This is a genomic window from Rhodoferax sp. GW822-FHT02D07, from assembly GCF_058802405.1.
The window spans coordinates 57,645-83,540 of record NZ_JBXAOD010000010.1; the positions used below are offsets into that span (position 1 = coordinate 57,645).

Here is a 25,896-nt window from a genome sequence, read left to right on the forward strand (position 1 = left end):
CGCAAACCTTGCGGGGCTTTTTGTTGGCAGTGCGAGGGCTTGCGCCCTCACGCCACGGGCAATTACATGCCCATGCCGCCCATACCACCCATGCCGCCCATGTCAGGCATGCCGCCGCCGGCAGGAGCGTCGTCCTTGGGGGCTTCGGAAACCATGCACTCGGTGGTCAGCATCAGGGAGGCCACAGACGCTGCGTTTTGCAGAGCGGTGCGGGTCACCTTGGTGGGGTCCAGGATACCCATTTCGATCATGTCGCCATAGGTGTCGTTGGCGGCGTTGAAGCCGTAGTTGCCCTTGCCACCCAGCACTTGGTTCACCACGACGGAGGCTTCGCCACCAGCGTTGAACACGATTTCGCGCAGGGGCGCTTCGATGGCCTTGAGTACCAGCTTGATACCGGCGTCCTGGTCAGCGTTGGCGCCCTTGATTTCGCCAGCAGCTTGCTTGGCGCGCAGCAGAGCCACGCCACCACCGGCCACGATGCCTTCTTCCACCGCAGCGCGGGTAGCGTGCAGGGCGTCTTCGACGCGGGCCTTCTTTTCCTTCATTTCGACTTCGGTGGCAGCGCCGACCTTGATCACGGCCACACCGCCAGCCAGCTTGGCCACGCGCTCTTGCAGCTTTTCACGGTCGTAGTCAGAAGTGGCTTCTTCGATTTGCACGCGCACTTGCTTCACGCGGGCTTCGATGTCGGCAGCAGCGCCAGCACCGTCGATGATGATGGTGTTTTCCTTGCCCACTTCGATGCGCTTGGCAGAACCCAGGTCAGCCAGGGTCACCTTTTCCAGCGACAGGCCGACTTCTTCGGCGATGACCTTACCACCAGTCAGGATGGCGATGTCTTCCAGCATGGCCTTGCGGCGGTCGCCGAAGCCAGGGGCCTTCACGGCAACAACCTTCAGGATGCCGCGGATGGTGTTCACCACCAGAGTCGCCAGGGCTTCGCCTTCGACGTCTTCGGCAATGATCAGCAGGGGACGGCCAGCCTTCGCGACTTGCTCCAGGGTAGGCAGCAGGTCACGGATGTTGCTGATCTTCTTGTCGAACAGCAGAACGAAGGGGTTGTCCAGCAAAGCAGCTTGCTTTTCGGGGTTGTTGATGAAGTAGGGGGACAGGTAGCCGCGGTCGAATTGCATGCCTTCGACGACATCTAGTTCGTTCTGCAGGGACTTGCCGTCTTCCACAGTGATCACGCCTTCCTTGCCGACCTTGTCCATCGCGTTGGCGATGATGTCGCCAATGGAGGAGTCAGAGTTGGCGGAAATGGAACCCACTTGGGCGATTTCCTTGGAAGTGGTGGTGGGCTTGGAGGCCTTCTTCAGTTCGGCGATCAGGGCTTCCACAGCCTTGTCGATACCGCGCTTCAGGTCCATGGGGTTCATGCCGGCGGCCACGTACTTCATGCCTTCGCGCACGATGGCCTGGGCCAGCACGGTAGCGGTAGTGGTGCCGTCACCAGCGTTGTCAGACGTCTTGGAAGCGACTTCCTTGACCATCTGGGCGCCCATGTTCTGCAGCTTGTCCTTGAGTTCGATTTCCTTGGCCACGGACACACCGTCCTTGGTCACGGTGGGGGCGCCGAAGGAGCGTTCCAGCACCACATTGCGGCCCTTGGGGCCCAGGGTCACTTTGACCGCGTTGGCCAGAACATTCACGCCTTCAACCATGCGTGCGCGGGCTTCGCCGCCGAAAATTACGTCTTTTGCTGCCATGTGTGGCTCCTAAATAAGTGAAATCAGGTGCTGGACCGCGTGGATATTGCGCAGCCAGCTATGAAATTAATAGTGTTGCAGATCAGGAAACAACGACTGCGAACAGGTCGTCTTCCTTCATCACCAGCAGTTCGTCGCCGTCGACCTTGACGGTCTGGCCAGAGTACTTGCCGAACAGCACGCGGTCGCCGACCTTCACGGTCAGGGCCTTGGTTTCGCCCTTGTCGTTGGTCTTGCCAGGGCCCACAGCCAGAACTTCACCTTGGTCAGGCTTCTCGGCGGCAGCATCAGGAATGTAGATGCCGGAAGCGGTGCGGGTTTCGTTTTCAACGCGCTTAACAATCACGCGGTCTGCCAGAGGGCGCAGTTTCATGAGGAATCTCCTGGGTTTCAAACAAAGGGAACAGGCAGACACCCTCAGGGGTGCATGCACAGGTACGTGTGGAGGGTGTTGTTAGCACTCAACTCCATCGAGTGCTAATCATAAGGCCAAAAACGTGGGATTCAAGCCCGCCGGGCTTTACCGGTACCCAATGACTTCGGACTGAGCGCATGCAGGCGGATGTGCAACGCAATGTGAACCAGGAAGCCCGCATCCAGCGCAAGGAAGACCGCCAGAGCGTCGCAGTGTTCGAGAAGAAGCACAACCTGCGCAACCACAAGGGCTGAGCTCCAGCCCCGGAAATGCAAAACGCCACCCAAGGGCGGCGTTTTTTTTGGGAGAGCGTGTGCTAACTTATTGGGCTTGTGCGGCCAGGGCGGCGCGTTCCACGCGATCGGCCATGGCGTACAGGTCGTTGGCAAAGCCCACGTCCTTGGCAGACATGGCGTCATCGGCCATGGCGCGCAGGTTGGCCGCTTCTTCAAAGGCGGTCAGTTCCTTGGCTACCACAGGGGCGCTCTGGAAAGCGCTATTCCACAGGGCAACCGCCAGATTGTTGGCCGACACCGCCAGTGCACGCACTGCGGCACCCACGTTGTGGCGTGTATCTTGGGCAAAAGGGGCGTTGGACAGTGTGGTGGTACTCATGGCGGCTTCTCCTGAAAACGATGATGTTGCACTGCAGTATAGGGTAAACCCTAGGTCAACTCAAGCCGCTTAGGTCCACCCCCCTAATTTGTTGCTTTTCTGCCGCCTGTCGGGCGTTTGCCAAGGGCTTTGCTGGCGGCGGGGCTTGGTAGTTGCCCGCTCACGGCGTGCGTGGGGCCGGGGCACAATCTGGCGGCCATGCGCGGTGCATGGCCGCGTGGTTTCACCTTCTGGAAATGTCTATGTCGATGCTGAAGAAACTCGCCGCCGCGCTCGGTCTGGCGCTGGCCGTCCTGCCCGTGGTCCAGGCGCAGGGCACCTATCCCAACAAATCCATCCGCCTGATCATTCCGTTTCCGCCCGGTGGCGGTACCGACATCCTGTCCCGCCTGGTGGCCCAGAAGCTGACCGAGGTGGACAAATGGTCTGTGGTGCCCGACAACCGCGCCGGCGCCGGCGGCACCATCGGCATCACCGAAGCCGTGAAGGCCGCGCCCACGGGCTACGACATCGTCATGGGCCAAAAGGACAACCTCGTCGTTGGTCCCTGGCTCTACGGCAACCTGCCTTGGGATCCGACCAAGGACCTGGTGGCGGTGGCCCACGTGGCCTACACCCCGGTGGTGATTGCCACCAGCGTCAACTCCAAGTTCAAGACTCTGGCCGATGTGGTGGCCGCTGCGAAGGCGGCGCCTGATGCCATCACCTACGGTTCGCCCGGCAATGGCACCACCATCCACTTGGCCGGCTACCTGCTTGAGAAGGCCGCCAACATCAACATCCGCCACATTCCTTACAAGGGCTCCAACCCTGCGCTGATGGACGCGCTGGCGGGCAATGTGGATTTGCTGGTGTCGTCCGTGCCCTCGGCCATGGCCCAGATCAAGGCCGGCAAGCTGCGCCCCTTGGCGGTGACATCGGCCGTGCGCAGCAGCTCGCTGCCCGATGTGCCCACCGTGGCGGAATCTGGCTACAAGGACTTTGATGTGAGTACCTGGTACGGTGTGTTCGCGCCGGCTGGCACTCCCGCCAACGTGGTCACCACGCTCAATACCGAGATCAACAAGCTGCTGGCCAACCCCGAGATCAAGGCCGCCATCCAGGCCCAGGGCGCAGAACCCGTGGCCATGAAGGTGGACCAGTTCTCCAATCTGCTCAAGGCGGACTACGCCAAGTGGAAGGGCATCGTCCAGTCTTCGGGCGCCAAGGTTGAATAACTACAGGTCGATTGCAGGGCGCATGGCGGCGGCTTTGACGTAGCGCCAGCGCCCCACCAGCATGGCAACCAGCATGGCCGCCATGCCGGCTGCAGCCACATAGGCCAGCGGCCGCATCCATTCCCCATCGAAGGCACCAAACAGGCTGGCCTTCACTGCGCGCACCACCCAGGTCATGGGCAGCCAGGGGCTGATCTGCGTGAACAGGCCCCCGCTCAGCTCCACCGGCATCACTCCGCCCGACGAGGACAGCTGCACCGCCAGCAGCACCATGGCCATGGCCTTGCCCGCATCGCCCAGCGCCTTGGTCAGCATCAGCACCATGGCCAGAAAGCTCAGGCCCGACACCATCAGCGTCAGCATAAAGGCAGGGGTGTTGGCCACCTGCATGGTCAGCACTTGCCGCACGGCCAGTCCCAGCAGCAGCGACTGCAGGATCACCACACCGGCCGGCAGGGCCATCTTGCCCAGGAACTGGGTCGGGCGAGAGAAGTGCTGCGCGCGCCGTGGCAGGGTGCGCACATGGATGAGGAAGGCCGCAATGCCCGCGCCCAGCCACAGCGCGGCGGGCAGGATGTTGGGGGCAAAGCCGCTGCCGCTGTTGGACACCGGCGCACTCAATTCCATGACAGGTTGCACCGAGCTGGCCATGCCGGCGGCGCTGCCACCGGGGGTGTCTAGCGCCGTGGGCAGGGAATTGGCCAACAGATCCAGTCCGCCCGACAGGGTCTGGGAGCCGAGGTGGACTTTCTGCAGGCCATCGCTCAGCGCCTGGTTGCCATTGCTCAGCGCCTGCGCGCCGCGGTTGAGTTCTTCGAGCTGGCTATCTTCCGGCAGCTTGCCCACGGCGGTGCGGATGCCGCCGGTGAGGGCGCGCACACCAGTAGTCAGAGTGCCAACCCCGGCGCTGACCTTCTCCGCCCCGTCGGCCAGTTGGCGTTGCGCACTGCTAGCGGTGCGCAGGCCGTCATCGAGCTGGCCTACCCCCCGGGCCAGCTCGCTGGCGTTGTCCTTGACGCGGGTGGACACCAGCAGGCTGCCATTGGCTTCTTCCTGAAATCCGTTGACGGCTTCGCGGATCTTCTGCGAGCCGGTTTGCAACTCGTCCAAGCCGCGCGCCAGTTCGCCATGGCCTGCGGCCAGCGCTTCTGCTCCATTCTTGAGGCGATTGAGTTCCGAGTTGGGTGGCCGCCGTGCGTCCATGGTGCGCAAGCCGGCGCCCAGCTGGCGCATGCCGTCGGTGAGCTGCTCCACGCCGCCCTGCAAGCGGCCGGCACCGTTGGACAGGGCCTTGGCCGCGCTGGCCGCGTGTTCGGAGCCGTTCTTGAGCTGCTCGGCCCCCATGCGCAGCTGGTGCACGCCCGCGCGCAGTTGGTCCACGCTCTGCTGCGAGCCGGCGGCGGTGCTGAGCACCAGGGTCCAGCGGCGTTCGTTGAGGCTCTCGTTGACTTCGTGGCCCAGCTCGGTGGCGAACTGGCGTGCGATCACTGCGGTTTCGTAGTTATTGCCCTCGGCGCTGTAGATGACCAGCTTGCCGCCGCCGGGGTGGGCGCCCGGAATGGCGTTGGAGCTGAAGTCCTTGGGGATGATGAGCGCAAAGGCCAGTTGGCCCTGGCGCACCTTGTGCCGTGCCTCTTCGGCGTCGTACAGATCTACATAGCCAAAGCGGTGGCTGCTGCGCAGCTTGGAGACTACTTGCCAGCCCACGTTGAAGACATGGTCCCGGTACTCCACCCCTTCGTCCAGGTTGACCAGGGCCACGGACAGCGACTGCGTGTTGGCTGCGGGGTCCCAGACGCTGAAGAGGTAGATCAGCGCATAAAGCGCAGGCAGCATCACCACTGCGGCCGCAGCGGCCAGCGTCTTGGGGTAGCGCACAAAGGTGCGCAGTTCGCTGCGCACGATGTAGTGGATCTGCTGGAACGGTGTCATCGTGTGTTGTGCGGGCGCGCGACCCAGCCTCCCGATCAGAATCGTTTTATATCGAAAAACATTGTCGCTCAAGGCCGGTGGCGTCGGGTTACCACGCTGTAACACCGTTGGCGCCCCAGTCCCGGGCGGGACTGGGCGGGGTCTAGGCCCTCAGGGCGTGCTTTGCAAGTACCGCGCCACAAAGCGGCGGTCTGCCCATTCCTTGAGCCAGGTGATGGGCCGGCCCTGGGCCGAATAGGTGCCCCAGCCAGCGACGGCCTGCTTGGCCCCGCCAAACAGCAGGTGCAGGGCATGGGCCTCGTTGCGGCTGGCGTGCAGATGGCCGCCGGTGGTGGCGGCTGGCAGGTTGCGGGCCAGCGCCATGCTGTTGTCGGTCACGGCAAACACCTGCGGGTGGCTGGTGCTGCGCTGGTAGTGGTCGGTGGCGATCTGGCCCTGGGGCGTGAGGGCCAACGTGCTCCTGGCTTGCCAGGCCGGAACCTGGCCCTCAATGGCCAGCAGCGGCACGTCGCAGGCCAGCCGGGCACCGCAACCCAGCTGGATCTCATCCGCCTTGAGGCCGATGGCGTGGTCGTAGAGCACCGTGATGCGCTGGGCCTTCATGGTGGCGATGAGGCGCTGCTGCAGGGGGCTGGGGGTGGCAGCACCATCCGCCAGCGGACCGGCGACCAGGGTCACGGCGCTTTGCGGCAGCCGCTGGCGTACGGCCAGGGCCAGTTCCATGGCCGCGGTGCCTGCACCCACGATGGCCACACGCAGCGCGCGTGAGGTGCCCAGCTCGCACACGCGCGGCCACAGCGCGGCGAAGGTTTCCAGCGGATGCACGAACAGGCCGTGCTCGCGCGCACCGGGGATGTCGGCTTCGATCTGTTCGCGGTTTTGCACCGGGCCGGTGTTCACCGACAACCAGTCGTAGTGCTGGGTGCTGCCGTCGTCGAGCTGGAGGGTCTGGGTCTGGGCGTTGAGTGCGCGCACGCTGCGCTGCAGCCAGCGGATGCCAGCGCGTCGCACCAGCGGCTCCAGCGGAATGGCGCATTCGTCCAGCGTGTAGCGGCCAGCCACAAAGCCGGGCAGCATGCTGGGGTAGATGCTGCGCGGGTGGGGCGCCACGAGGATGATGCGCATCTCTGCCAGCGGGTGGGCGGCCAGGTTGGCCAGCACCTGCAGATTGGCCATGCCGCCGCCCAGCAGCACCAGCTGGCGCGGCTGGTAACCGCGGGCCTCGGCGCTGGGCGCCGGGTCCCCATGGTTCTTGAGATGCGCAGCCAGAGCGTTCATGCTGCTATTGTTTCATGAGTGGGCCGGGCTTGACAATCGAGCGTGGCAGCACTTTCCCTAAGGGCTCAGGGCAGTGTGTCGGCCACGCCGTCCCATACCTCCGGTGCCAGCCGGCCCTCATAGCGCTGCAGGATTTTTCCGTTTCTGTCCACCAGCAAGGTCAAGGGTAGGCGCTGGCCGAGAGGTAGTGCATCCCGTAGCCGCAGCGATAGCCAGTTCCTGGCGGGCATCAGGGTCTTGGCCACCAAGGCCTCGTACCGGGCCCAGTCCCCGGCGCGGGCGTCGGCATTCACGGCCAGCAGGGCGAAGGGTTTGTTCTGCCAACCATTCGCGTTCGCGCGCAGTTCCGGCAGGCTGTCTCGGCAGACGGCACAGGCCGTGGACCAGACAAAGACCACCAGCACCTGCCCCTGCAGTCGATCCACTGCCAGCGGGCGGTCGGCCGCGTCCACGGCGTCCAGCTTGAGCACTTCGCCTTTCTGCCAGGGCGGGATGCCCGCTTGGGCAAAGACCAGCGCGCTGACCAGGGACAGCAGTACGGATACGGATACCCGTTGCGCCAAGTGCGCGAGAAACAGTGGAGAGCAAAACCTTGTCATGGAGGAGTACCGGGGTAGGGGGCAGCCGCCTGGCGGGCTGCCTATCGGTCGGGCGGTGCCGCAAATTCTTACAACCGGCGTGCACGCTGGGGCTGGGCTCCGTCAGCCGGATTGGGCGATCACGATCCGCCCCTGCGCGTCGATCTGCACCGGGATAGGGAGCAGGCCGGCGCCATCGCATTCCCCGCTCACGCAGCTGCCATCGCTCCAGCGGTAGTGCGCGTAGTGCACGTTGCAGGTGATCCGGACGTGGGGCTGGTAGATCAGCAATTCCTGCCGGGCTGCCAGCGGCACGCCGAAGTGTGCGCAGCGATTGACGAAGGCCTGGGCATGCGCACCGCTGCGCAGCAGCAGATAGCGAAACGGCAGCGTGCCCGCCTCTGCACCCACCGCCGGCAGCTCCGCCAGGGTCGCGCTGCCATCCACTAGCGCATGCAGTGCGCCCAGCACCGCTCCCGGGGCAGGGGCGTTGGGGACTTCGTGCCAGTGCTGTGGATCGTGGTGCATCGGTTTGAGATTGAAAATTGGTTCTAGCCCTCGTCGATTATGCGCGAGCAGCTATGAAAGATATAGCAAGTTGCGGGTTTCAGGAAGGTGCCTGTTGCTGGTAGCGGGCGCGGAAGTCGCGCGGTGTCATGCCCTTGCGCTGCAGGAACTGGCGGTTGAAGTGCGCCAGCGTGCCGTAGCCCGCCTCGGCAGCAATCAGGCGTATGGGCTGGGCGGTGCTGATGAGCAGCTGGCAGGCCTGGCCGATGCGCAGCTGGGCCATGTAGTCCAGCACGGTCATGCCGGTGTGGCGCTTGAAGAAACGGTGGAAGGCGCCGACCGACATGGCCACCTCGTCGGCCAGGGCCTGGGCGCTGAGGGTGGCGCTGGCGTCCTCGTGCAGGCGGTGCAGGATCTTGCCGATGCGCGCACCCACTTTGTCGCCCGCGGGCAGGTAAGCGTGGGTGGCCAGGGGGCGGGCTGCGCTGTCCTGCGCCAGCAGGGTCAGGATCTGCAGCAGCGCGGGTAGCCGCAAGGCGGGGTCTTGCGCCTGCAGCGCCAGGATGTGGGGCTGCACCAGGTCGCGCGCCGCGTCGGAGAACTTGAGCCCGCGCCCGGCTTGCGCGGTCAGTGTTTGCAGGCCGGTCAGCTCGGGCCATTGGTCCACGGCGCGTTGCAGCCAGTCGGCGCTGAACCACATTACCACCGCCAGCATGGGGCGGCGCGCGTCGGGGCGCTGGGTCGCGGCCCAGGTGTGGGGCTGGTTGGGGCCGGTGAGCACCAGGTCACCGGGCTCGAAGTCCTCCAGGCTGTCGCCTACGTAGCGCTGGCCGCGCGCGTTCAGAGTCAGTGTGAGCTCGAACTCGGGGTGGTAGTGCCAGAGAAAGGGCAGTTCCGGCAGCTCGCGCCAGAGCAGGCGCCAGGAGGCGCCGGCCGGGATGGTGACCTGCTCGAACTGCGGTTTCATGACATTAAGTTACTCAAATTAGTCAGAATCGTATCAGTATGGAGCAGTCCCAAGGTACTGCGAAAGGGGGGCGGTTTCCACAATTCCCCTACCGCAAACCACAACAGGAGACTTTCATGAACGACCGCTACCGCTACGGAGACCAGCGCCCCGGCAACCCCACACTGTCCTACACGCACAACGAGCAGCTGCGCGATATCCGCAAGCTGCTGCCGCTGCGTGTCCTCTCCGAAGCCGACTTTGCGCACTGGCAGACCTATGGCTACGTGGTGGTGAAGCAGGCGGTGAGCCCCGAGCAGGTGCAAAAGACAGTGGACCACCTGTGGGCCTTCCAGGACTGGGACCCCAAGGACCCCACGACCTGGAACCGCGCCGAGCTGCGCGGCCACGAGATGAAGGAACTCAACGGCTCGGGCATGGTGGAGACCTACCAGCACCAGCTGCTGTGGGACAACCGCCAGACCCAGCGCGTGTACGACGCCTTTGTGGACATATGGGACCGCGAAGACCTCTGGGTCAGCATCGACCGCGCCAACCTCAACACGCCCAACCGTGGCGCGCGCCAGTTCACCGGCTTCATCCACTGGGACGCCGACACCACGCTGGACCCGTTGCCCGTCAACGTGCAGGGCGTGCTGGCCCTGTCTGACACCAGCCCGGAGAGTGGCGGCTTCCAGTGCATTCCCGAGTTGTTCAAGCACTTTAACGAATGGCGCAAGACGGCCCCGGCTGACCGTAACCCCTGGCGCCCCGATGTGGACAGCCTGCCCTGGCCGGTACAGTTCATCCCCATGCAGGCCGGAGACCTGCTGATCTTTAACAGCCTGCTGGCACACGGCATCCGCCCCAACAGCAGCGAGCATCTCGTGCGCATGGCGCAGTACATCGCCTTCACGCCGGCCAATGAATCTAATACTGCCCTGCGCGAGGCACGTGTGGCCTCATGGCGCGAGCGTACCGCGCCGCAGGGGTACGCCTTCCCGGGGGATCCGCGCGAATGGGAAAAACTGAACTGCCCCACGGCCACGCTTAGCCCGTTGGGTGAGCGCATTCTGGGCTTGGCCGACTGGAGCTGACTTGATTGAAGTGTGTCGAGCACAAATCGCCTGAGAGCCTGGGGGCTGGGCGTTCTGCGCAGGTAAAGGAGGAGGCCGAAGGCCGGGGGACACGGAGCAGAACGTCCGGCCCCCGGGCTCTCCCCAGAAAAAAGCTTCTCAGGCTGCGCGCGATTTGAGTGAGAGCACGGTAAGGCCGGAAGCAATGAAAGCCATCCCTGCACCCAGGTTCAGCCCCATGGTCACGCGCGGACGGGCCTGCAGCCAGGCCGCCAGGCGATTCGCAAAGCTGCCCATCAGCGTGAACAGCACGGTCGTCATCACGGCGAAGATGGCGCCATAGACCAGCATCTGCACCGGCACCGAGCCGCGGTGCGCATCCACAAACTGCGGCAGAAAGGCCAGCACGAAGAGGCCAGGCTTGGGGTTGAGAATGTTGGAGAGCGCGCCGCTGATGAAGATGCGGTGCAGCGGCAGATGGGCCGCGGGCGTGAAGGTGATCAGGTCCCGGGAGCGCAGCGCCTTGTAGCCCAGCCAGAGCAGGTACATCGCGCCCACCATCTTGACGACCCAGAAGGCTGCGGCTGAACTTTGCAGGATGACCGACAGCCCCAGCGCGGCGGTAACAGTGTGGAACAGGATGCCCACGCCTGCGCCCAGCGCCGATAGCAGGGCGGCCATGCGCCCCTGGCTCAGGCCGCGGCCGATGGCCAGGATGTTGTCGGGCCCCGGCGCCAGCACCACCAGCAGGCAGGCGGCCAGATAGGTCATCACGACGTCAATGGGAAACATGGGCAAGTCCTCCGGTGTGCTGCCAGTGTATAGGGGCTGTCCATCGGGTTCATAGGCTATGGCTGGCATTGGGCAATCCAATTGGTTTTTTGCAGGAGCGGCTTCTAGACTGGCCTCCATCGCTGATTACCAACCCCAGGAGACCTGCATGTCCCAAGAAGCCAAGTGCCCTTTCCCCCACGCCGCCGTCAAAGCCACCATCGCGGCCTCACCGTCCAACGCTGACTGGTGGCCCAAGCAGCTCAAACTTGGCATCCTGCACCAGCGCGCGCCGGCCTCCAACCCCATGGGCGAGCGCTTCAACTACGCGGAGGAATTCAAGACCCTGGACCTGGACGCTGTGGTCAAAGACCTCACTGCCCTGATGACGGATTCGCAAGACTGGTGGCCCGCGGACTGGGGCCACTACGGCGGTCTCATGATCCGCATGGCCTGGCATTCCGCCGGCACCTACCGCACGGCCGACGGCCGCGGCGGCGCAGGCACCGGCAACCAGCGCTTCGCCCCGCTCAACAGCTGGCCTGACAACGGCAACCTCGACAAGGCACGCCGCCTGCTCTGGCCTATCAAGCAAAAGTACGGCCGTAAGCTCTCCTGGGCCGACCTGTTTATCCTGGCCGGCAACGTGGCGCTCGAATCCATGGGCTTCAAGACCTTTGGCTTTGCGGGCGGCCGCGAAGACATCTGGGCGCCCGAAGAAGACATCTACTGGGGTGCAGAAAAAGCCTGGCTCGCCACCAGCGACCAACCCAACAGCCGCTACAGCGGCCAGCGCGAACTCGACAAACCCCTGGCCGCCGTGCAGATGGGCCTGATCTATGTGAACCCCGAAGGCCCGGATGGCAATCCAGACCCGGTAGCTAGCGGCCGCGATGTACGCGAAACCTTTGCCCGCATGGCCATGAACGACGAAGAGACCGTGGCCCTGGTGGCCGGTGGCCACACCTTTGGCAAGGCGCACGGCGCAGGAGACCCCAAGCTGGTGGGCCCTGAGCCCGAAGCCGCGCCCGTCGAAGCACAGGGCTTGGGCTGGATCAACCAGTTGGGCACTGGCAAGGGCGTGCACACCACGACCAGCGGCATCGAAGGCGCCTGGAAGCCCAACCCCACCACCTGGGACAACGGCTACTTTGACATGCTGTTCGGTTACGAATGGGAGCTCACCAAGAGCCCCGCAGGCGCCCACCAGTGGATCGCCAAGAGTGTGAAGCCGGAGCACATGATTCCCGACGCGCATGACCCCAGCAAGAAACACGCGCCCATGATGACCACGGCCGACCTCTCGCTGCGCTTTGACCCGGCCTACGAAAAAATCTCGCGCCGCTTCCACCATAATCCGGCCGAGTTTGCCGATGCCTTTGCCCGCGCTTGGTTCAAGCTCACCCACCGCGACCTGGGTCCGCGTGCCCGCTACCTGGGCAAGCTGGTGCCCAAGGAAGACTTGATCTGGCAAGACCCCATCCCCGCCGTGAACCACGCGCTGGTGGACGCCAAGGACGTGGCCGCGCTCAAGGCACAGGTGCTGGCCTCGGGCCTGAGCACCGCGCAACTGGTGCGCACAGCCTGGGCCTCCGCCGCCACGTTCCGTGGTAGCGACAAGCGCGGCGGTGCCAACGGCGCCCGTATCCGCCTGGCCCCGCAGAAAGACTGGGCGGTGAACCAGCCGGATGAACTGGCTACGGTTTTGGCCAAGCTTGAAGGCATTCAAAAGGCTTTCAACGGCGCACAAAGTGGCGGCAAGCAAATCTCCTTGGCCGACCTGATCGTGCTGGCCGGCAGCGCCGCCGTTGAAGCTGCAGCCCAACAGGCGGGCCATAACGTGAGCGTGCCCTTCACGCCCGGCCGGATGGACGCTAGCCAGGCCCAGACCGATGTGGAGTCCTTCGCCGTTCTGGAACCTGAGGCCGATGGCTTCCGTAACTACACCCGCAAGGGCCTGGAAGGCGTGGCGGCGGAATTGCTGCTGGACAAGGCCCAACTGCTGACCCTGAGTGCGCCCGAGATGACGGTGCTTGTTGGCGGCCTGCGCGCGCTGGGCGCGAACGTGGACGGTGCCTCGCACGGTGTCTTCACCAGCCGCCCCGGTGTGCTGAGCAATGACTTCTTCGTCAACCTGCTCGACATGCGCACACAGTGGAGCAAGTCCGCCACCGAAGGCGTGCTCCAAGGCCGTGACCGCAAGACAGGCGCCGTGAAGTGGACGGCCACCGTGGTGGATCTGGTCTTCGGCTCCAACTCGCAGTTGCGGGCACTGGCCGAGGTCTACGCCACGGACGACGCCAGTCCCAAGTTCGTGCAGGACTTTGTGGCGGCGTGGACCAAGGTCATGAATCTGGACCGTTTCGACCTGGCCTGATCGCGCTGCCGCCCTAGTGCCGTGCAAGGCGCCGGGGCGGCAGCTGTAGTGCTTTTGGAGCACACAGGGGGCTTGTACATATGGCGCAAGGCCCTATACTGAAAAAATAACAAGAGAAAAACTTCGTTGCAGATAGGGAGGCGCGCTTCATGAACATCCATTCATCCTGTTCCGGGCTCTTGCAGTCCTCGTCGCTGTAGAAGCGCATGTTTGTTTTCCTGCTGCTGTTTGCAGCGCTTGTCTTTGCCTGTCTCGCCATGGATGCCCACAACCTGGGGCAGCTGTCGCGTGACTTGTCTTACGAGCCGGATGCCAGGGCACGCACGGATGCGCGCGAGGGCGCTTCGGTGGCGGATTCGTACGACCGGCGGACATGGGCACTGCGCGCCGGCATTGGCATGCCGAACAACCTGTTCTACCTCTGGCTGTTCCTTGCAGCCTGTTGCGTTGTCGCCGCGTTGCTGAATGCGTTTGGTGGCGGCTGAGCCGGGTTGATAGTTTTTTCGCGTGCCGCGCCGCTTACGCCTCGCTCACCTTGAAGTGCACACGCGGCAGGGTGGATTCGATGAGGCGGGCATTGGGTTCATCGGTGTCGCGCACCCAGTCTTCTGCGGCCTGTTGTGTGCGGCCGAACTGCATGTGCCGCGCTACCAGGCGCTGATGTCGCACGGTGGAGTCCACATGCACGTACCAGATCTCGTCCAGCAGCGCTGCCACATGGCGCCAGCCGCCCTGGTCCAGCGCGAGGTAGTTGCCCTCGGCAATCAGCAGCTTTGCCTGCGCGAAGATCGGAATGGCGCCGGCAATGGGCTCCTCGATCTCGCGGCGGAATTCGGGCGCGTAGACGATCTCGTCTGCGGCCTGCTGGCGCAGGCGCTGCAGGAGCGACACGTAGCCGTGGCTGTCAAAGGTGTCGGGAGCTCCCTTGCGGGCAGCGCGGCCCAAGCGCGCGAGTTCTACATTGGCCAGGTGGTAGCCGTCCATGGGCACGATCTGCGCCTGCGCGGGGTGCAGGGCTTGCAGCCGTGTGGACAGGGTGGACTTGCCCGCGCCCGGGGGCCCGATGATGCCCAGGATGGTGCGGGTGTCCCGCGCGAGAAAGGACTGCAGGCGCTCGCAGGCCTGCGCGAAACTCAGTGTCTGAAGGTGTTGTGTCATGGGTTTCCCGGTGCAGATGGGTGGCAACCCTAAAAAACCTGCACTGCGCCCGCCCAAGCCAGGCCGGCGGCCACCCCGCCAAAGCGGTTGCCTTCCACCAGCGTGGCCTGCGGCATGGCGTCGCGCAGCGCCGCAATCAGCGTGCGCAGGGCGGACGAGCCTCCGGTGAGGTACACCGCGTCCACGCGCGCCAGCCCCGCTGCAGCCACGCAGTCCTGCGCGCACTGCACCACCTGGGCGATGGACGTTTGCAGCGCCAGCTCCATGCCCGCGGCATCGATGGTGGCGGCCAGTTGCCGGTCCAGAAAGGTCAGGTCCACCGCCGCCGTGTCGCCGCTGATGGAGCAGGCGATCTTGGCCGCCTCCACGCTGGCCAGCATGCGGTGGCCGTGCTGCTCTTCCAGTGCCTCCATCAGGCGGCGGTGCAGGGTCTGGTCGGCGTAGTCCGTCCACAGCTCCTTGGCAAAGTGCAGGGCCTTGCGCGTGTAGGCCTGGTGAATCAGGTGCCAGGTGCTGAGGTCAAAGAACACGCTGCTGGGCACGATGCGCCCGCCGGCGCCCACATGCTTGTAGCCCAGGTGCGGCATCACGGTAGTCAAGTCCAGCAGGCGGTCAAAGTCGGTGCCGCCGATGTGCACGCCGGTGGTGGCCAGGATGTCGGCGCTGCGGTCGCCCTGCGTGCCACGCGCGGGGTTGAGGCGGATGACGGTGAAGTCCGAGGTGCCGCCGCCAATGTCCACCACCAGCGCCGTGGTCTCGGCCTGCAGGCGCTGCTCGTAGTCCAGCGCCGCAGCAATCGGCTCCATCTGGTAGGCGATGTGGGTGAAGCCAGCCTCCATGGCCGCCTTGCCCAGCGTCTCCTGCGCCAGTGCGTCGCGCTCGGCGCTGTCGTCCACAAAGTGCACCGGCCGGCCCAGCACGGCGTGGGTCAGGGGTTGACCCACATGGGTCTCGCAGCGGCGTTTGAGTTCCTTGAAGAACAACACCACGATGTCAAAGAAGCGGATGCTCTTGTCGCCCACGGCGGTGTACTCGTCCATGAGCCGGCTGCCCAGCAGGCTCTTGAGCGAGCGCAGCAGCCGGCCCTCGGTGCCGGCCAGGTAGGCCTGCATGGCTTCGCTGCCGTACAGCACGGTATGGGTCTCGCTGGCAAAGAAAAGGGCGGTGGGCATTTCGGCGCGGGCGCCGTCCAGCGGGATGACTTGCAGGGCGCCGCTGGCGTCAATCAGCGCGCAGGCGGAGTTGGAGGTACCGAAGTCAATGCCCAGCACCAGGGGGCGAGCGCTCTGGCTCACGCGGGCAGCACTTGTTTCAGGAAGGCCGCAATGTCCGCCACCTCGCGCGGGTGCACGCTGTGCGGCATGGGGTAGGTATGCCACTGCACCGTGTGGCCCAGGGCGGCCAGGGCATCGCGCGAGTCTTCACCGCGCTTGAGGATGACCACCGGGTCCTGCGTGCCGTGCGCCATGTAGATGGGCGTGGTCGCATTGGCCGGGTGGCGCTCCGCCGCAAAGCGGTCGGCTAGCGGAAGGTAACCCGACAGGGCCATCACACCCGCAATCTTGTGCGGCAGGCGCAGCGCAGTGTGCAGGGCCATGGCGCAGCCCTGGCTGAAACCGGCCAGCACGATGCGCTCGTACGGAATGCCGCGTGCCACTTCGTTGTCTACCAGCGCACGGATTTGCGCCTCGGAGCGCTGGATGCCCGCCGCGTCCTGCCGGCTCACCAGGTCCATGCCATACAGGTCGTACCAGCCGGGCATGACGTAGCCGCCGTTGATGGTGATGGGAATGCTGGGCGCCTGCGGAAACACAAAACGGATTGGTTGACAGCCGTCCAGATCCAGTTCGGGCACCAACCCCGCAAAGTCATCACTGCTGGCGCCCAGCCCGTGCATCCAGATGACGGCGGCTGTGGGGTTGGGGGCGGATTCGAGTTCGATGCGGGGGAGCAGGGCGGTCATGGTAGGGCGCGGGTTCAGAAATGGAGCTGGGTTTATACCTGAGTTCCCGACTGAAAGCGCTTGTGGGAGCGGTTATCGTCAGCGCATGTCTTCACATCGTTTTCATCATGTTGTGCCGCTGCTGGCGGTATTGGGTTCCGTCACTGCGCTGGGTTTGGGTACGTCGATTGCCAAGCAGTTGTTTCCCGTGGTCGGATCGCTGGGGACCACCGCCTTGCGCGTGGGTTTTTCGGCGCTACTGCTTCTGCTGATCTGGCGGCCCTGGCGGGTGGCGTTGGGGCGGGGCGATTGGCTGTTGGTGTTGCGCTATGGCGTGGCGCTGGGCTTGATGAACCTGTTGTTCTACATGTCGCTGCGCACCATTCCGTTTGGCATTGCAGTGGCCATCGAGTTCTCGGGACCGCTGGCCGTGGCCTTGTTCGGCTCGCGCAAGCCGGTGGACTTCGTCTGGCTCGCGCTGGCCATGGCCGGACTGGCCTTGCTGCTACCGCTGGGTGGAGATGTGCAGGCGCTGGATGTGACTGGTGTGTTGTATGCCCTGACGGCAGCGGCCTTCTGGGCGGCCTACATCGTCTTTGGTAAACGCTTGGGGCATCTGCATGCGGGCCATTCGGTGGCGCTGGGGCTGGCCGTGGCGGCGCTGACCGTGGTGCCCTTTGGCATCTGGCACGCGGGCGCGGCCCTGCTGGAGCCGCGCACCTTGCTCATCGGTCTGGTGGTCGCGGCCATCTCCAGCGCCATCCCGATTTCGCTGGAAATGGTGGCCCTGAAGCGCCTGCCGCAGGGCGCTTTTGGCATCATGACCAGCATGGAGCCTGCCGTGGCGGCTCTGCTGGGCCTGTTCATGCTGGATGAGAGGCTCACGGCCCTGCAATGGGGGGCGATTGTGCTCATCATGGCTGCGGCTGCCGGCAGCTCGGTGACAGCAAAGCGCGAGCCGCCTGTCGCCGCCCAGCTCCTTCAATAGTTACTTGGCCAGCCAGCCCAGGCCCTGGGCATGCAGGCTCTGCACGTAGAGCCTGTCTTTTGTTTCAGTAATGGCCGTGGTTTCGGGGTAGGCGCCGCTGGGGTCTTGCAGGTCCGCAACGATCTTGCCGTCTTCGGTGAAGGCGACGACGTGGCCGTAAGTCTTGGGAATAGGCCACAGCGCGCGCGGCAGGCGCAACGTGAGGCTGCGCAGCCAGGGCTTGGCGGCGAGTTTGTCCACTGTGGGGTTGCGCGGCTTGACCAGGCCCATCCAGATCTTGCCGTCCAGCCCGCGCATGAGGTTGTCGGGGTAGCCCGGCAGGTTGTCCAGCAGCACGCTGGCCTGGGCGCTGGGCTGGCTCGCCAGGGTGCGCACGTCCAGGTTGTTGGCGGTGACGGCGATTTTCCAGACGCGGTACTTGCCGGTCTCGTTCACAAACAGGGTTTGGCCGTCCTGGCTCAGCGCTACGCCGTTGGCAAAGCTGATGCCCTTGGCGACCACGCGCGTGGTCTTGCTGGCGGGGTCGAATTCGAGAATGCGGCCGGTGCTGGCCTGCTCCAGGATGTCGAGCACGCTGGCTTCGAAGGTGCCGCCCCAGTCCTTGGGCGCGAAGCGGGTCGATGCGTCGCTCAGGTACATCTTGCCGCTCTTGGCCACCACCACGGCGTCGGCATAGCGGATGGGGTCGTTGTTGACGTGGTCTGCCAGCACGGCCACCTTGCCCTCGGGGCTGATGGACAGAAGGCCTTTCATCGCATCCGCAGCGATGAGGTTGCCCTTGGAGTCAAAGTCAAATCCCAGCACGCGCCCGCCGGTGTTGGCAAAGACTTGTTGCTCGCCGCCATCGGCGTTCATGCGCAGGATGTTGCCGCTGAGTACCGTGGTGTAGAGCTTGCCGTCGGGGCCGAACTGGATGTGCTCGGGGCCGATCTCGCCCTTGAGGTCAATCATCTGCAACTGGGCCAGACGGGTGTTGGTGGCGAAGGGGCCGCTGTAGCCCGGCGCGGTGGGGGCGTCCCAGGCCACAGGGGCAATCGGCACTGGCCAGGCCAGCAGGTACGCGGCGGCCAGTGCCACCAGCACCAGCGCACTGAAAGCAGCTTTCTTCAAGGCATGTCTCCCGATTTTCTTGTAGTGGCTATTGTGGGCGAAGACGGTGTGCGTGAGGCGCACGCAGACAATGCCTCAGTCGGGTAACAGGGGCGGTGCGGGTTTCTTGCCGGTTGCTTGTGCGTCTGCCAACGCCGCACTGAGCTGCGCGTAGGCGCTGCGCAGCTCGCCCGCGCGAGCAGCCATCTGGGTCTCGTGCTCCGCCGCCTGGGTGCGCATGTCGTTGGCATGTTGCAGGGCCTGGTTCTCCAGCTGGGTGCTGCGGTTGTGGGCGGCCATCACCTGGTCACGCCGCTGCAGCGCCAGCTTGGCCACGCGGTCAAACCAGGGCTTCCACAGCACCGGCACGGGCGGCGGGCGCTTGATGGTGGGGCCTTCGGTCTGTTGCACATAGTCGGCCAGTTGCAGGGCCGGGAACGTGTACTGCCGCGCCAGCCACAGGCACGTAATCAGCAGGGCCAGCACGCCCGCCGCACCCGTCACCAGCATGGGCACCATGTTCAGCAAGGTCTGGCGCATCACCACACCGCCGGGAGCGTGCACCAGCAGGCTCCAGTCCGTACCGCGCAGAGCAAAGCGCAGCCAGCCCGCTTCGGGGCTGTAGGGGCCGGTCGGGAGTGCAATCCCCTGCGGCGTGCTGGTAGCGAGCACCTGGCCCTGGCCATTGACCACCCAGCTCTGCCCCATTGGCAGACTGCGCTGCAGCAGCACGTTGTACAGCGCCTCCAGCGTCAGGTCCGCGCCGATGACGCCCGCGTAGCGTTCTCCGGCATAGACCGGAGCCAGCACCGAGACCACACCCACCTTCTTCACCGGGTCCGTGTGCGCGGCAGTCCATACCAGTTCCTTTTGCGGGTTGCGCGCGGGGCCTGCAGCGTCCAGCGGCATGGTGCCGCCTGCGTCCCACATCACGGCCAGTGCAGCACCCATGTCGGGTTTGCCGGTGGCGCTGAGCAATTCGTCGCGGGACTGGGCGGGGTAGACCCAGCGCCACTGCTTTTGTGCATCGTAGAAATAGCTCGACAGCAGGCGCTGGTGCTGGCTGTGCGAGGCACTGACCTGGGCCAGTGTGCCCAGCGGTGCTTCCACACCGCGGCGGTAGGCCATGGCATCGCCGTTGGGGTCCACATGGACGGCGCCCACGTCCTTTACGAGGTCCTGCGGCAGGCGGTCCCAGGGGGCGTCCCGCAGCGGCGCGAGGTTGCGGCGCTCCAGACGGTCCACCAAGGCGTTGTCGGCCAGCAGGGGCTGGCGCAGGTTGCGTTCGGTGGTCTGGCGCATGGCGGCCACATGGCTGCGCGCCACGTCCAGCGTATCGTTCAGCGCCAGTTGCACCTGCTCCCCCTGGTTGCTCAGCGTCCACCACAGCGTGGCGCGCTGGCGGGCATATACGCTCCAGCCATAGGCCAGCAGGGCCAGCACAAACAGGCCCACCACCAGCGCGAGCGCGGTGGCGTGGCGGCGTCGGATAAAACGCGCCGACGGCGCCGGCGTCTCCTGAAGGGGGGCGGTGTCAGACATGGACACCATTGTGGCCCATGCGCCCTTAATGTTGCTTTGCAACGTGCCCGACGGTTTTATGCGTCGGCTGTACGGTGGGCTGTCACAGTTTGGCGGCTTCGGTCCAGAGTTGCTCCGGCGGGAGTTTGGCGTACCAGCTTCGAAACTGGGCTCGCCATCCTTCGAAGGGCTGGTTCAAGGGCGCGCGCGGGTCTTCGCTCAGACCATAGGCCATGCCTTCCTTGAACCATGCGGGTTTAAGTAATAGCGGCAACGTACCCAGACGTTGGGCCTGCAACACATGAATCATTTCGTGGCGGACGTAGTGGGGTTTCCAGGCGCGCGGGCCGATGACCGTTCCTGCGGAGGCCACCGTGACGGCGGAGCGCGCGCCCAAGCCAAAACCATTTGCGCATGCGTCGGTAATGCAGAAAATGACCCGGGGGCTGGCATCCAGTGGTCCCAGTCGCTGGGCCACAAACTGTTGCGCTTCAGCGTGCAAAGCCTGTGCAGCAGGGAGCTGTTGCAGGTCTTCTACGCATACTTGAGCAGAGGGACAGACAACCCCAGCCCATTCGGGCATTACGACGCGCACTGGTTTGACGAGAAACCACGCACCAAGTGGTACGACCACCAGAATGAATAAGGTCATTCGCAGCAGTGATGAGGGTTTGATCCAGGTGCTCATGGCTCGTTATGTCTGACATGTGCACCAGGCCACCGCGAACCTACAAATCCTTTGTCTTCCAAATGGAGGCTGTTCGTCAGCTGTGCCCTGAGAAGACTGGCGTCTGCCGACTCCTGCCATTTAGGATGAAGTGCCCACTGGGCACGTCGCATTTCTGATGCCCGGACCGGGTAACTTGCCAGCCACAGCGCCTCGCCTCCTGCGTGGGTGAGCAGTTCGACACGATTTATCGGATTTTTGCTGGGTGTGATGTACGAAATAACAAAGCGGAACTGTTGCAGGGAATATTTGCGTTCACGTTTTCGGTAAGCCCATGTCCGATCATGGACAACGATGCTGTTGTTTGGCGCGTCAATTTCCACGTATCGCTTGTTGTCCCTCATTTCAGCCAAGGCAACAACCATCCAGACAACAAAGGCTCCCAGGGACCCAAAAATGCCGAAGCCATTGATGAAGCTGAATGGAACAACCAAGACCAACACAACCAGGCCCAAGCCAATGGTGTTGGTTCTGCTTGTCAGAGGTCGAATCAGCATGGAAAGAGTGAACTATTCAATGTGTGAGGCGCTTGCTTGGGGTTTCAGGGGTTCCCTGAAGCTTCGTCGACCCGCAAATCCGAGGTCAGTCATCGCGCACTGCTCGACGAAAAACTGTCTCAGCCCCACGGCTTTGTCCGACTCACCATAGGTGGGTGACGTGAGGAATTTTTTGTCCAGTCTGTTGGGGTTAAAGCGCGCAACTACAAGCCCCTTCCCTTTTTGCTTGGCAATGAGTTCCACGCAGTTGTATTGGGTCCCTGCCCATGTGTCCGGACTAGGGCTCGTAGCATTCAAGAAAGAGACTACACCGTGAAATTCGGATAGCTTGTATGTCTCTATGATTTCTTTACCCAGTAGGTTCACCCTATGCGAAAGAACGCAACCGCTTGCGGCGTCAACGCGAATGTAGGCCTTCTTCCCCACGTGGGTCGCATGGAAAATGAGCAGGCAGAGCGCGGCGAAAACAAGAACTAAAAAATTGAGAACGAAACTGTCGAAGTTCCAAGATGCCGCCAATCCAAGGAAACCTATGAACGCCAAGCCAAATACTATGACTTCTGTGTAGCCGAAGTCATCACTGTGAATCCGCATGAATGGATCGTGGCCTCAGGCCAGCAGCGCCTGCGCAAACTCCCGCGCGTTGAAGGTTTCCAGTTCGTCGAGTTTTTCGCCCACGCCGATGAAGTAGACGGGGATGGGGCGTTCGCGCGCGATGGCGGCGAGGACGCCGCCCTTGGCGGTGCCGTCGAGCTTGGTGACGATGAGGCCGGTCAGGCCCAGCGCGTCGTCGAAGGCCTTGACCTGGGCGACGGCGTTCTGGCCGGTGTTGCCGTCGATGACCAGCAACACTTCGTGCGGTGCAGTGCCTTCGGCCTTGGCGATCACGCGCTTGATCTTCTTGAGCTCTTCCATCAGGTGCAGCTGCGTGGGCAGGCGGCCTGCGGTGTCGATCAGCACCACGTCCTTGCCGCGCGCCTTGCCGGCACTGACCGAGTCATAGCTCACGGCGGCGGGGTCGCCACCTTCCTGGCTGACGATCTCCACCGTGTTGCGATCCGCCCAGACAGTGAGCTGCTCGCGGGCGGCGGCGCGGAAGGTATCGGCCGCAGCCAGCAGCACGCTGGCGCCGCTGTCGGCCAGATGCTTGGTGAGCTTGCCGATGCTGGTGGTCTTGCCGGCGCCGTTGACGCCGGCCACCATGATGACGGTGGGCGTGTGCTGGCCAATCACCAGCGGCTTTTGCAGGGGCTGCAGCAGTTCAGTGAGTTCGGCAATCAGGATGTTCTTGAGCGCCGTGGGGTGGGTCACCCCCGTGGCCTTGACCTTCTTGCGCAGCGCGTCGGTCAGCAACTGGGTAGCCGACACGCCGGTGTCGGCCATGAGCAGGGCGCCTTCCAGGTCTTCGTACAGCGTCTCGTCAATCTGGCTGCCGCCAAACACGCCCGAGATGCTGCTGGCGGTCTTGCCCAGGCCGGCCTTGAGCTTGTCCAGCCACTTCTGGCGCTCGGGCGGGGTGGCTGCGGCAACTGGAATCTCGATCGGGGCGACCAGCGCGCTGCCGATCAGCGAACCAGTGGATTGCGGGGCCGCCGGAGCCGCCGGGGCTACTGCCGCTGCGGGCCGTGCTTCCGTGGCAATGGGCTCTGCGGCAGGGGGGCTGGCCGGCTCTGCGGGAGCCGGTGCGGGGGAGGGCGAGAATTTTTTCTTGAAAAAACTGAACATGGAGGGCGTTCTTAGAATCACAGCATTCTATGAAACACCCATTCCACCAGCTGGGGCGGCGCGCGCTGACCCGCTGCTTGCCCCTGGCGTTTGCGCTGCTCCCCCTGTCTTTCCCCACTGCCGCCCAGACGGCTGCACCTCCCCAGGCCCAGCAGTTCACGCTGAAAAACGGCATGGCCCTGATCGTGAAGCCTGACCGGCGCGCGCCCACGGCAGTGCAAATGGTGTGGGTGCGCGTGGGTTCCATGGACGAGGTGGATGGCACCACTGGGGTGGCCCATTTGCTGGAGCACATGATGTTCAAGGGCACGCCCACCGTGAAGGCTGGCGACTTCTCGCGCCAGGTGGCAGCGCTGGGCGGGCGTGAAAACGCTTTCACCACGCGGGACTACACGGGCTATTACCAGCAGATTCCGTCGAACCGGCTCGAAGACGTGATGCGCCTGGAGTCTGACCGCTTCGCCCACAACGCCTGGAGTGACGAGGTGTTTGCCAAGGAGCTGGAGGTGGTGAAAGAAGAGCGCCGCATGCGGACCGAAGACCAACCCCACGCCCGCCTGCACGAGGCGCTGGACGCCATGGTCTACCAGGCCAGCCCGTACCGCCGCCCCGTGGTGGGCTGGATGAGCGATCTGGACAACCTCACGCCCGAGGACGCGCGCGCCTTCTACCGCCGCTGGTACACGCCCGCCAACGCCGCCGTGGTGGTGGCCGGTGATGTGGACGTGGAACATGTGCGCGCCCTGGCCGAAAAGTACTACGGCAGCCTGCCAGTCCATGCCGTGCCCCCGCGCAAGCCGCGCGAGGAGCCGGAGCAGGCCGGCATGCGCCGCCTGGACTTCAAGGCCCAGGCCGAGCAGGCTTACGTGGCACTGGCCTTCAAGGTGCCGGCGCTGACGCCCGCAGCACTGGCCGACGAGGGCCCGGCTGCGCAGGACGCGCTGGCGCTGACCGTGCTGTCGGCCGTGCTCAATGGCTACGACGGTGCACGCCTGCCGCGTGCGCTGACGCTGGATGCCAACTCGGTGGCGGACAACGTGGGCGCCTATTACGGCCTCAGCGGCCGCGGGCCGCAGCTCTTCATGCTCTATGGCGTGCCCGCCTCGGGCAAGACCGCGGCAGAGGTAGAGCTGGCCTTGCGTGCGCAGATCGCCCTGGTGGCGAAGGACGGCGTGACCGAGGCCGAACTGGCCCGTGTGAAGAACCGCTGGGTGGCCAGCGAGGTCTACAAGCAAGACAGCGTGTTCAACCAGGCCCGCGCCCTGGGCGTGAACTGGATCAGCGGCTACCCGCTGGGCAGCGATGAACGCCTGCTGCAGCGCCTGCGCGGTGTGACGGCGGCCCAGGTACAGGCCGTGGCCACGAAGTACTTTGGCGATGACGCACTCACCGTGGCCACGCTGCTGCCCCAGCCCGTGGACACCACCCGCAAGCCCCGCCAGGCACCCGCCGGCAGCCGCCACTGACATTCAGACGCACCATGATCACTATCAAATCAGTAGCTGCTCGCGCAGTATCTACGGGGGTTACAGCCTTTTTTTACATGAACTCTGCCTGGGCGGGCATTCCCATCCAGCACTGGACGCAGCCCAACGGCGCCCGCGTCTACCTGGTGGAGAGCCCGGCCATTCCCATGGTGGATGTGCAAATTGACCTGGACGCCGGCAGCCGCCGCGACCCCGCCGACAAACCCGGTCTGGCCAGCCTCACGGCCTCGGGCACCTCCAATGGCGTGCGCGCCACCAGCAGCGAACCTGCGCTGGACGAGCACCAGCTGGGCGAAGCCTGGGCCGACCTGGGCGCCTCGTTTGGTGGCAGCGCCAGTGCCGACCGTATGAGCTTTGCGCTGCGATCGCTGACCTACCCGGACCTGCTGGACAAGGCGGTGCGGCTGGCTGCGCGCCAGCTCGGCGAGCCGTCCTTCCCCGAAGCGCCCTGGCTGCGCGACCGGCCCAAGCTCATTGCCAGCCTGAAAGAGGCTGACACCCGCCCCGCCACGCTGGCCGGCCGCGCCTTCAGCCAGGCGGTGTACGGCAACCACCCCTACGGCTGGGAGATGAATGAAGCCGGTTTGTTGCGCATCAGCGCTGACGACATGCGCAGCCTGCACACCCGCGCCGTGCGCGCCTGCGATGCCAAGGTCAGCATCGTGGGGGCGCTGACGCGAGCCCAGGCCGATGCGCTGGTGACCCAGCTGTTCGCCCGCCTGTCGGCGAGCACCTGCACGCCGCAATCTACGGTGCCCGAGGTGCAGCCCTTGGCGGCAGCGTCCGAGAAGCGCATTCCCTTCGCCTCGGCCCAGGCGCAAGTGTTGCTGGGCCAACCCGGCTACAAGCGCAATGACCCGGACTTCTTTGCCCTGCTGCTGGGCAACCACATTCTGGGTGGCGGGGGCTTTACCTCGCGCCTGACCGAAGAAGTGCGCGAGAAGCGCGGCCTCACCTACAGCGTCTACAGCGGCTTCGCGCCCGGCCTGCATGCGGGCGCCTTCAGCATCGGCCTGCAGACCCGCCCCGACCAGACCGAGCAGGCACTGGGTCTGGTACGCGAGGTGCTGGCCAAGTTTGTGGCCGAGGGCCCGACCGAGAAGGAGCTGCGCGCCGCCAAGGACAACTTGGTGGGCGGTTTTGCGCTTCGCCTGGACAGCAACCGCAAGCTGCTGGACAACGTCGCCAACATCGCGTGGAACGGCTTGCCGCTGGACTACCTGGACACCTGGACGCAGCGCATGGAAAAGATCAGCGCGGCCGAGGTGCGCACCGCCTTTGCGCGCGTGCTGCAGCCGCAGAAGATGGCCACGGTGGTGCTAGGCGCGCCTTAGGCTA

General features: G+C 64.6%; 25 protein-coding genes. 7 read left to right on the forward strand and 18 right to left on the reverse strand.

Annotated features, from left to right (window positions below; all coding sequences use genetic code 11):
* Positions 1-62: 62 nt before the first annotated feature.
* The 3 genes from groL to AC1RNN_RS18845 form a co-directional block, all read right to left on the reverse strand.
* Positions 63-1,712, reverse strand: a complete 1,650-nt coding sequence (groL, locus tag AC1RNN_RS18835) for a chaperonin GroEL (RefSeq protein WP_493091162.1) — start codon at positions 1,710-1,712, stop codon at positions 63-65.
* Between the two features lie 82 nt (positions 1,713-1,794).
* Entirely contained in the window at positions 1,795-2,085 is a 291-nt protein-coding gene (locus tag AC1RNN_RS18840) for a co-chaperone GroES (RefSeq protein ID WP_493091163.1), read from the reverse strand.
* A gap of 363 nt (positions 2,086-2,448) precedes the next feature.
* Positions 2,449-2,742, reverse strand: a complete 294-nt coding sequence (locus AC1RNN_RS18845) for a hypothetical protein (RefSeq protein WP_493091165.1) — start codon at positions 2,740-2,742, stop codon at positions 2,449-2,451.
* A gap of 248 nt (positions 2,743-2,990) precedes the next feature.
* Here AC1RNN_RS18845 and AC1RNN_RS18850 point away from each other — a divergent pair, with 248 nt between their 5' ends.
* Entirely contained in the window at positions 2,991-3,959 is a 969-nt protein-coding gene (locus AC1RNN_RS18850; RefSeq protein WP_493091287.1) for a Bug family tripartite tricarboxylate transporter substrate binding protein, read from the forward strand.
* Here AC1RNN_RS18850 and AC1RNN_RS18855 read toward each other — a convergent pair whose 3' ends face one another.
* From AC1RNN_RS18855 to AC1RNN_RS18875, 5 genes are all read right to left on the reverse strand, one after another.
* On the reverse strand, positions 3,960-5,891 hold the full coding sequence (locus AC1RNN_RS18855; RefSeq protein ID WP_493091166.1) for a YhgE/Pip domain-containing protein: 1,932 nt from the start codon (positions 5,889-5,891) through the stop codon (positions 3,960-3,962).
* Between the two features lie 150 nt (positions 5,892-6,041).
* The gene (locus AC1RNN_RS18860) at positions 6,042-7,169 is read right to left on the reverse strand and encodes an FAD-dependent oxidoreductase (protein WP_493091167.1); all 1,128 of its coding nucleotides are present in this window, start codon (positions 7,167-7,169) and stop codon (positions 6,042-6,044) included.
* A gap of 65 nt (positions 7,170-7,234) precedes the next feature.
* Entirely contained in the window at positions 7,235-7,732 is a 498-nt protein-coding gene (locus tag AC1RNN_RS18865; protein WP_493091168.1) for a TlpA family protein disulfide reductase, read from the reverse strand.
* Between the two features lie 138 nt (positions 7,733-7,870).
* Positions 7,871-8,275: a Rieske 2Fe-2S domain-containing protein gene (locus AC1RNN_RS18870; protein ID WP_493091169.1), complete on the reverse strand. Its 405-nt coding sequence runs from the start codon at positions 8,273-8,275 to the stop codon at positions 7,871-7,873.
* 79 nt (positions 8,276-8,354) lie between these two features.
* A complete protein-coding gene (locus AC1RNN_RS18875) occupies positions 8,355-9,221 on the reverse strand; it encodes a helix-turn-helix domain-containing protein (protein ID WP_493091171.1) in 867 nt (288 codons plus the stop codon).
* A gap of 116 nt (positions 9,222-9,337) precedes the next feature.
* On the opposite strand from AC1RNN_RS18875, the gene AC1RNN_RS18880 reads away from it, so the two are divergent.
* On the forward strand, positions 9,338-10,297 hold the full coding sequence (locus AC1RNN_RS18880; protein WP_493091173.1) for a phytanoyl-CoA dioxygenase family protein: 960 nt from the start codon (positions 9,338-9,340) through the stop codon (positions 10,295-10,297).
* Between the two features lie 138 nt (positions 10,298-10,435).
* On the opposite strand, the gene AC1RNN_RS18885 is transcribed toward AC1RNN_RS18880, so the two are convergent.
* Positions 10,436-11,068, reverse strand: a complete 633-nt coding sequence (locus tag AC1RNN_RS18885; RefSeq protein WP_493091175.1) for a LysE family translocator — start codon at positions 11,066-11,068, stop codon at positions 10,436-10,438.
* A gap of 148 nt (positions 11,069-11,216) precedes the next feature.
* On the opposite strand from AC1RNN_RS18885, the gene katG reads away from it, so the two are divergent.
* A complete protein-coding gene (gene katG / locus AC1RNN_RS18890; protein WP_493091177.1) occupies positions 11,217-13,424 on the forward strand; it encodes a catalase/peroxidase HPI in 2,208 nt (735 codons plus the stop codon).
* A gap of 206 nt (positions 13,425-13,630) precedes the next feature.
* Complete coding sequence (locus AC1RNN_RS18895; RefSeq protein ID WP_493091179.1) at positions 13,631-13,909, forward strand: hypothetical protein; 279 nt, start codon at positions 13,631-13,633, stop codon at positions 13,907-13,909.
* Positions 13,910-13,943: 34 nt separating this feature from the next.
* Here the strand turns inward: AC1RNN_RS18895 and AC1RNN_RS18900 are convergent, their stop codons facing one another.
* Genes AC1RNN_RS18900 through AC1RNN_RS18910 form a run of 3 tightly spaced genes read right to left on the reverse strand, consistent with a single transcriptional unit; the run spans position 13,944 to position 16,545 of the window.
* On the reverse strand, positions 13,944-14,582 hold the full coding sequence (locus AC1RNN_RS18900; protein WP_493091181.1) for a nucleoside/nucleotide kinase family protein: 639 nt from the start codon (positions 14,580-14,582) through the stop codon (positions 13,944-13,946).
* Positions 14,583-14,611: 29 nt separating this feature from the next.
* Positions 14,612-15,877, reverse strand: a complete 1,266-nt coding sequence (locus AC1RNN_RS18905; protein WP_493091182.1) for an Hsp70 family protein — start codon at positions 15,875-15,877, stop codon at positions 14,612-14,614.
* Complete coding sequence (locus tag AC1RNN_RS18910; protein ID WP_493091184.1) at positions 15,874-16,545, reverse strand: alpha/beta hydrolase; 672 nt, start codon at positions 16,543-16,545, stop codon at positions 15,874-15,876. Before AC1RNN_RS18910 ends, AC1RNN_RS18905 begins: the two co-directional genes overlap by 4 nt.
* Positions 16,546-16,630: 85 nt before the next feature.
* Here AC1RNN_RS18910 and AC1RNN_RS18915 point away from each other — a divergent pair, with 85 nt between their 5' ends.
* A complete protein-coding gene (locus AC1RNN_RS18915; protein ID WP_493091186.1) occupies positions 16,631-17,512 on the forward strand; it encodes an EamA family transporter in 882 nt (293 codons plus the stop codon).
* On the opposite strand, the gene AC1RNN_RS18920 is transcribed toward AC1RNN_RS18915, so the two are convergent.
* From AC1RNN_RS18920 to ftsY, 6 genes are all read right to left on the reverse strand, one after another.
* Positions 17,513-18,622, reverse strand: coding sequence for an SMP-30/gluconolactonase/LRE family protein (locus AC1RNN_RS18920; protein ID WP_493091188.1), 1,110 nt, complete (start codon positions 18,620-18,622; stop codon positions 17,513-17,515).
* Positions 18,623-18,697: 75 nt separating this feature from the next.
* On the reverse strand, positions 18,698-20,143 hold the full coding sequence (locus AC1RNN_RS18925; RefSeq protein ID WP_493091189.1) for a cache domain-containing protein: 1,446 nt from the start codon (positions 20,141-20,143) through the stop codon (positions 18,698-18,700).
* 82 nt (positions 20,144-20,225) lie between these two features.
* Positions 20,226-20,810 (reverse strand): hypothetical protein, encoded by a 585-nt coding sequence (locus tag AC1RNN_RS18930; RefSeq protein ID WP_493091190.1) that lies wholly within the window; start codon positions 20,808-20,810, stop codon positions 20,226-20,228.
* Positions 20,807-21,346 (reverse strand): hypothetical protein, encoded by a 540-nt coding sequence (locus AC1RNN_RS18935; protein ID WP_493091192.1) that lies wholly within the window; start codon positions 21,344-21,346, stop codon positions 20,807-20,809. Before AC1RNN_RS18935 ends, AC1RNN_RS18930 begins: the two co-directional genes overlap by 4 nt.
* A gap of 12 nt (positions 21,347-21,358) precedes the next feature.
* Positions 21,359-21,940, reverse strand: coding sequence for a hypothetical protein (locus AC1RNN_RS18940; RefSeq protein ID WP_493091194.1), 582 nt, complete (start codon positions 21,938-21,940; stop codon positions 21,359-21,361).
* Positions 21,941-21,955: 15 nt separating this feature from the next.
* Positions 21,956-23,071 (reverse strand): signal recognition particle-docking protein FtsY, encoded by a 1,116-nt coding sequence (ftsY, locus tag AC1RNN_RS18945; protein WP_493091196.1) that lies wholly within the window; start codon positions 23,069-23,071, stop codon positions 21,956-21,958.
* Between the two features lie 29 nt (positions 23,072-23,100).
* Here ftsY and AC1RNN_RS18950 point away from each other — a divergent pair, with 29 nt between their 5' ends.
* Positions 23,101-24,537, forward strand: coding sequence for a M16 family metallopeptidase (locus AC1RNN_RS18950; RefSeq protein WP_493091198.1), 1,437 nt, complete (start codon positions 23,101-23,103; stop codon positions 24,535-24,537).
* A 14-nt stretch (positions 24,538-24,551) separates the two neighbouring features.
* A complete protein-coding gene (locus tag AC1RNN_RS18955) occupies positions 24,552-25,892 on the forward strand; it encodes a M16 family metallopeptidase (protein ID WP_493091199.1) in 1,341 nt (446 codons plus the stop codon).
* The last annotated feature ends 4 nt before the right edge of the window (positions 25,893-25,896 follow it).

Coding starts and splice junctions, on each gene's coding strand:
- AC1RNN_RS18840 (WP_493091163.1), bottom strand. CDS start 2,085: ATGAAACTGCGCCCTCTGGCAGACCGCGTGATTGTTAAGCGCGTTGAA.
- AC1RNN_RS18845 (WP_493091165.1), bottom strand. CDS start 2,742: ATGAGTACCACCACACTGTCCAACGCCCCTTTTGCCCAAGATACACGC.
- AC1RNN_RS18940 (WP_493091194.1), bottom strand. CDS start 21,940: ATGCGGATTCACAGTGATGACTTCGGCTACACAGAAGTCATAGTATTT.
- AC1RNN_RS18950 (WP_493091198.1), top strand. CDS start 23,101: ATGAAACACCCATTCCACCAGCTGGGGCGGCGCGCGCTGACCCGCTGC.
- AC1RNN_RS18910 (WP_493091184.1), bottom strand. CDS start 16,545: ATGACCGCCCTGCTCCCCCGCATCGAACTCGAATCCGCCCCCAACCCC.
- groL (WP_493091162.1), bottom strand. CDS start 1,712: ATGGCAGCAAAAGACGTAATTTTCGGCGGCGAAGCCCGCGCACGCATG.
- ftsY (WP_493091196.1), bottom strand. CDS start 23,071: ATGTTCAGTTTTTTCAAGAAAAAATTCTCGCCCTCCCCCGCACCGGCT.
- katG (WP_493091177.1), top strand. CDS start 11,217: ATGTCCCAAGAAGCCAAGTGCCCTTTCCCCCACGCCGCCGTCAAAGCC.
- AC1RNN_RS18870 (WP_493091169.1), bottom strand. CDS start 8,275: ATGCACCACGATCCACAGCACTGGCACGAAGTCCCCAACGCCCCTGCC.
- AC1RNN_RS18855 (WP_493091166.1), bottom strand. CDS start 5,891: ATGACACCGTTCCAGCAGATCCACTACATCGTGCGCAGCGAACTGCGC.
- AC1RNN_RS18885 (WP_493091175.1), bottom strand. CDS start 11,068: ATGTTTCCCATTGACGTCGTGATGACCTATCTGGCCGCCTGCCTGCTG.
- AC1RNN_RS18880 (WP_493091173.1), top strand. CDS start 9,338: ATGAACGACCGCTACCGCTACGGAGACCAGCGCCCCGGCAACCCCACA.
- AC1RNN_RS18925 (WP_493091189.1), bottom strand. CDS start 20,143: ATGTCTGACACCGCCCCCCTTCAGGAGACGCCGGCGCCGTCGGCGCGT.
- AC1RNN_RS18875 (WP_493091171.1), bottom strand. CDS start 9,221: ATGAAACCGCAGTTCGAGCAGGTCACCATCCCGGCCGGCGCCTCCTGG.
- AC1RNN_RS18860 (WP_493091167.1), bottom strand. CDS start 7,169: ATGAACGCTCTGGCTGCGCATCTCAAGAACCATGGGGACCCGGCGCCC.
- AC1RNN_RS18895 (WP_493091179.1), top strand. CDS start 13,631: ATGTTTGTTTTCCTGCTGCTGTTTGCAGCGCTTGTCTTTGCCTGTCTC.
- AC1RNN_RS18850 (WP_493091287.1), top strand. CDS start 2,991: ATGCTGAAGAAACTCGCCGCCGCGCTCGGTCTGGCGCTGGCCGTCCTG.
- AC1RNN_RS18900 (WP_493091181.1), bottom strand. CDS start 14,582: ATGACACAACACCTTCAGACACTGAGTTTCGCGCAGGCCTGCGAGCGC.
- AC1RNN_RS18915 (WP_493091186.1), top strand. CDS start 16,631: ATGTCTTCACATCGTTTTCATCATGTTGTGCCGCTGCTGGCGGTATTG.
- AC1RNN_RS18935 (WP_493091192.1), bottom strand. CDS start 21,346: ATGCTGATTCGACCTCTGACAAGCAGAACCAACACCATTGGCTTGGGC.
- AC1RNN_RS18955 (WP_493091199.1), top strand. CDS start 24,552: ATGATCACTATCAAATCAGTAGCTGCTCGCGCAGTATCTACGGGGGTT.
- AC1RNN_RS18930 (WP_493091190.1), bottom strand. CDS start 20,810: ATGAGCACCTGGATCAAACCCTCATCACTGCTGCGAATGACCTTATTC.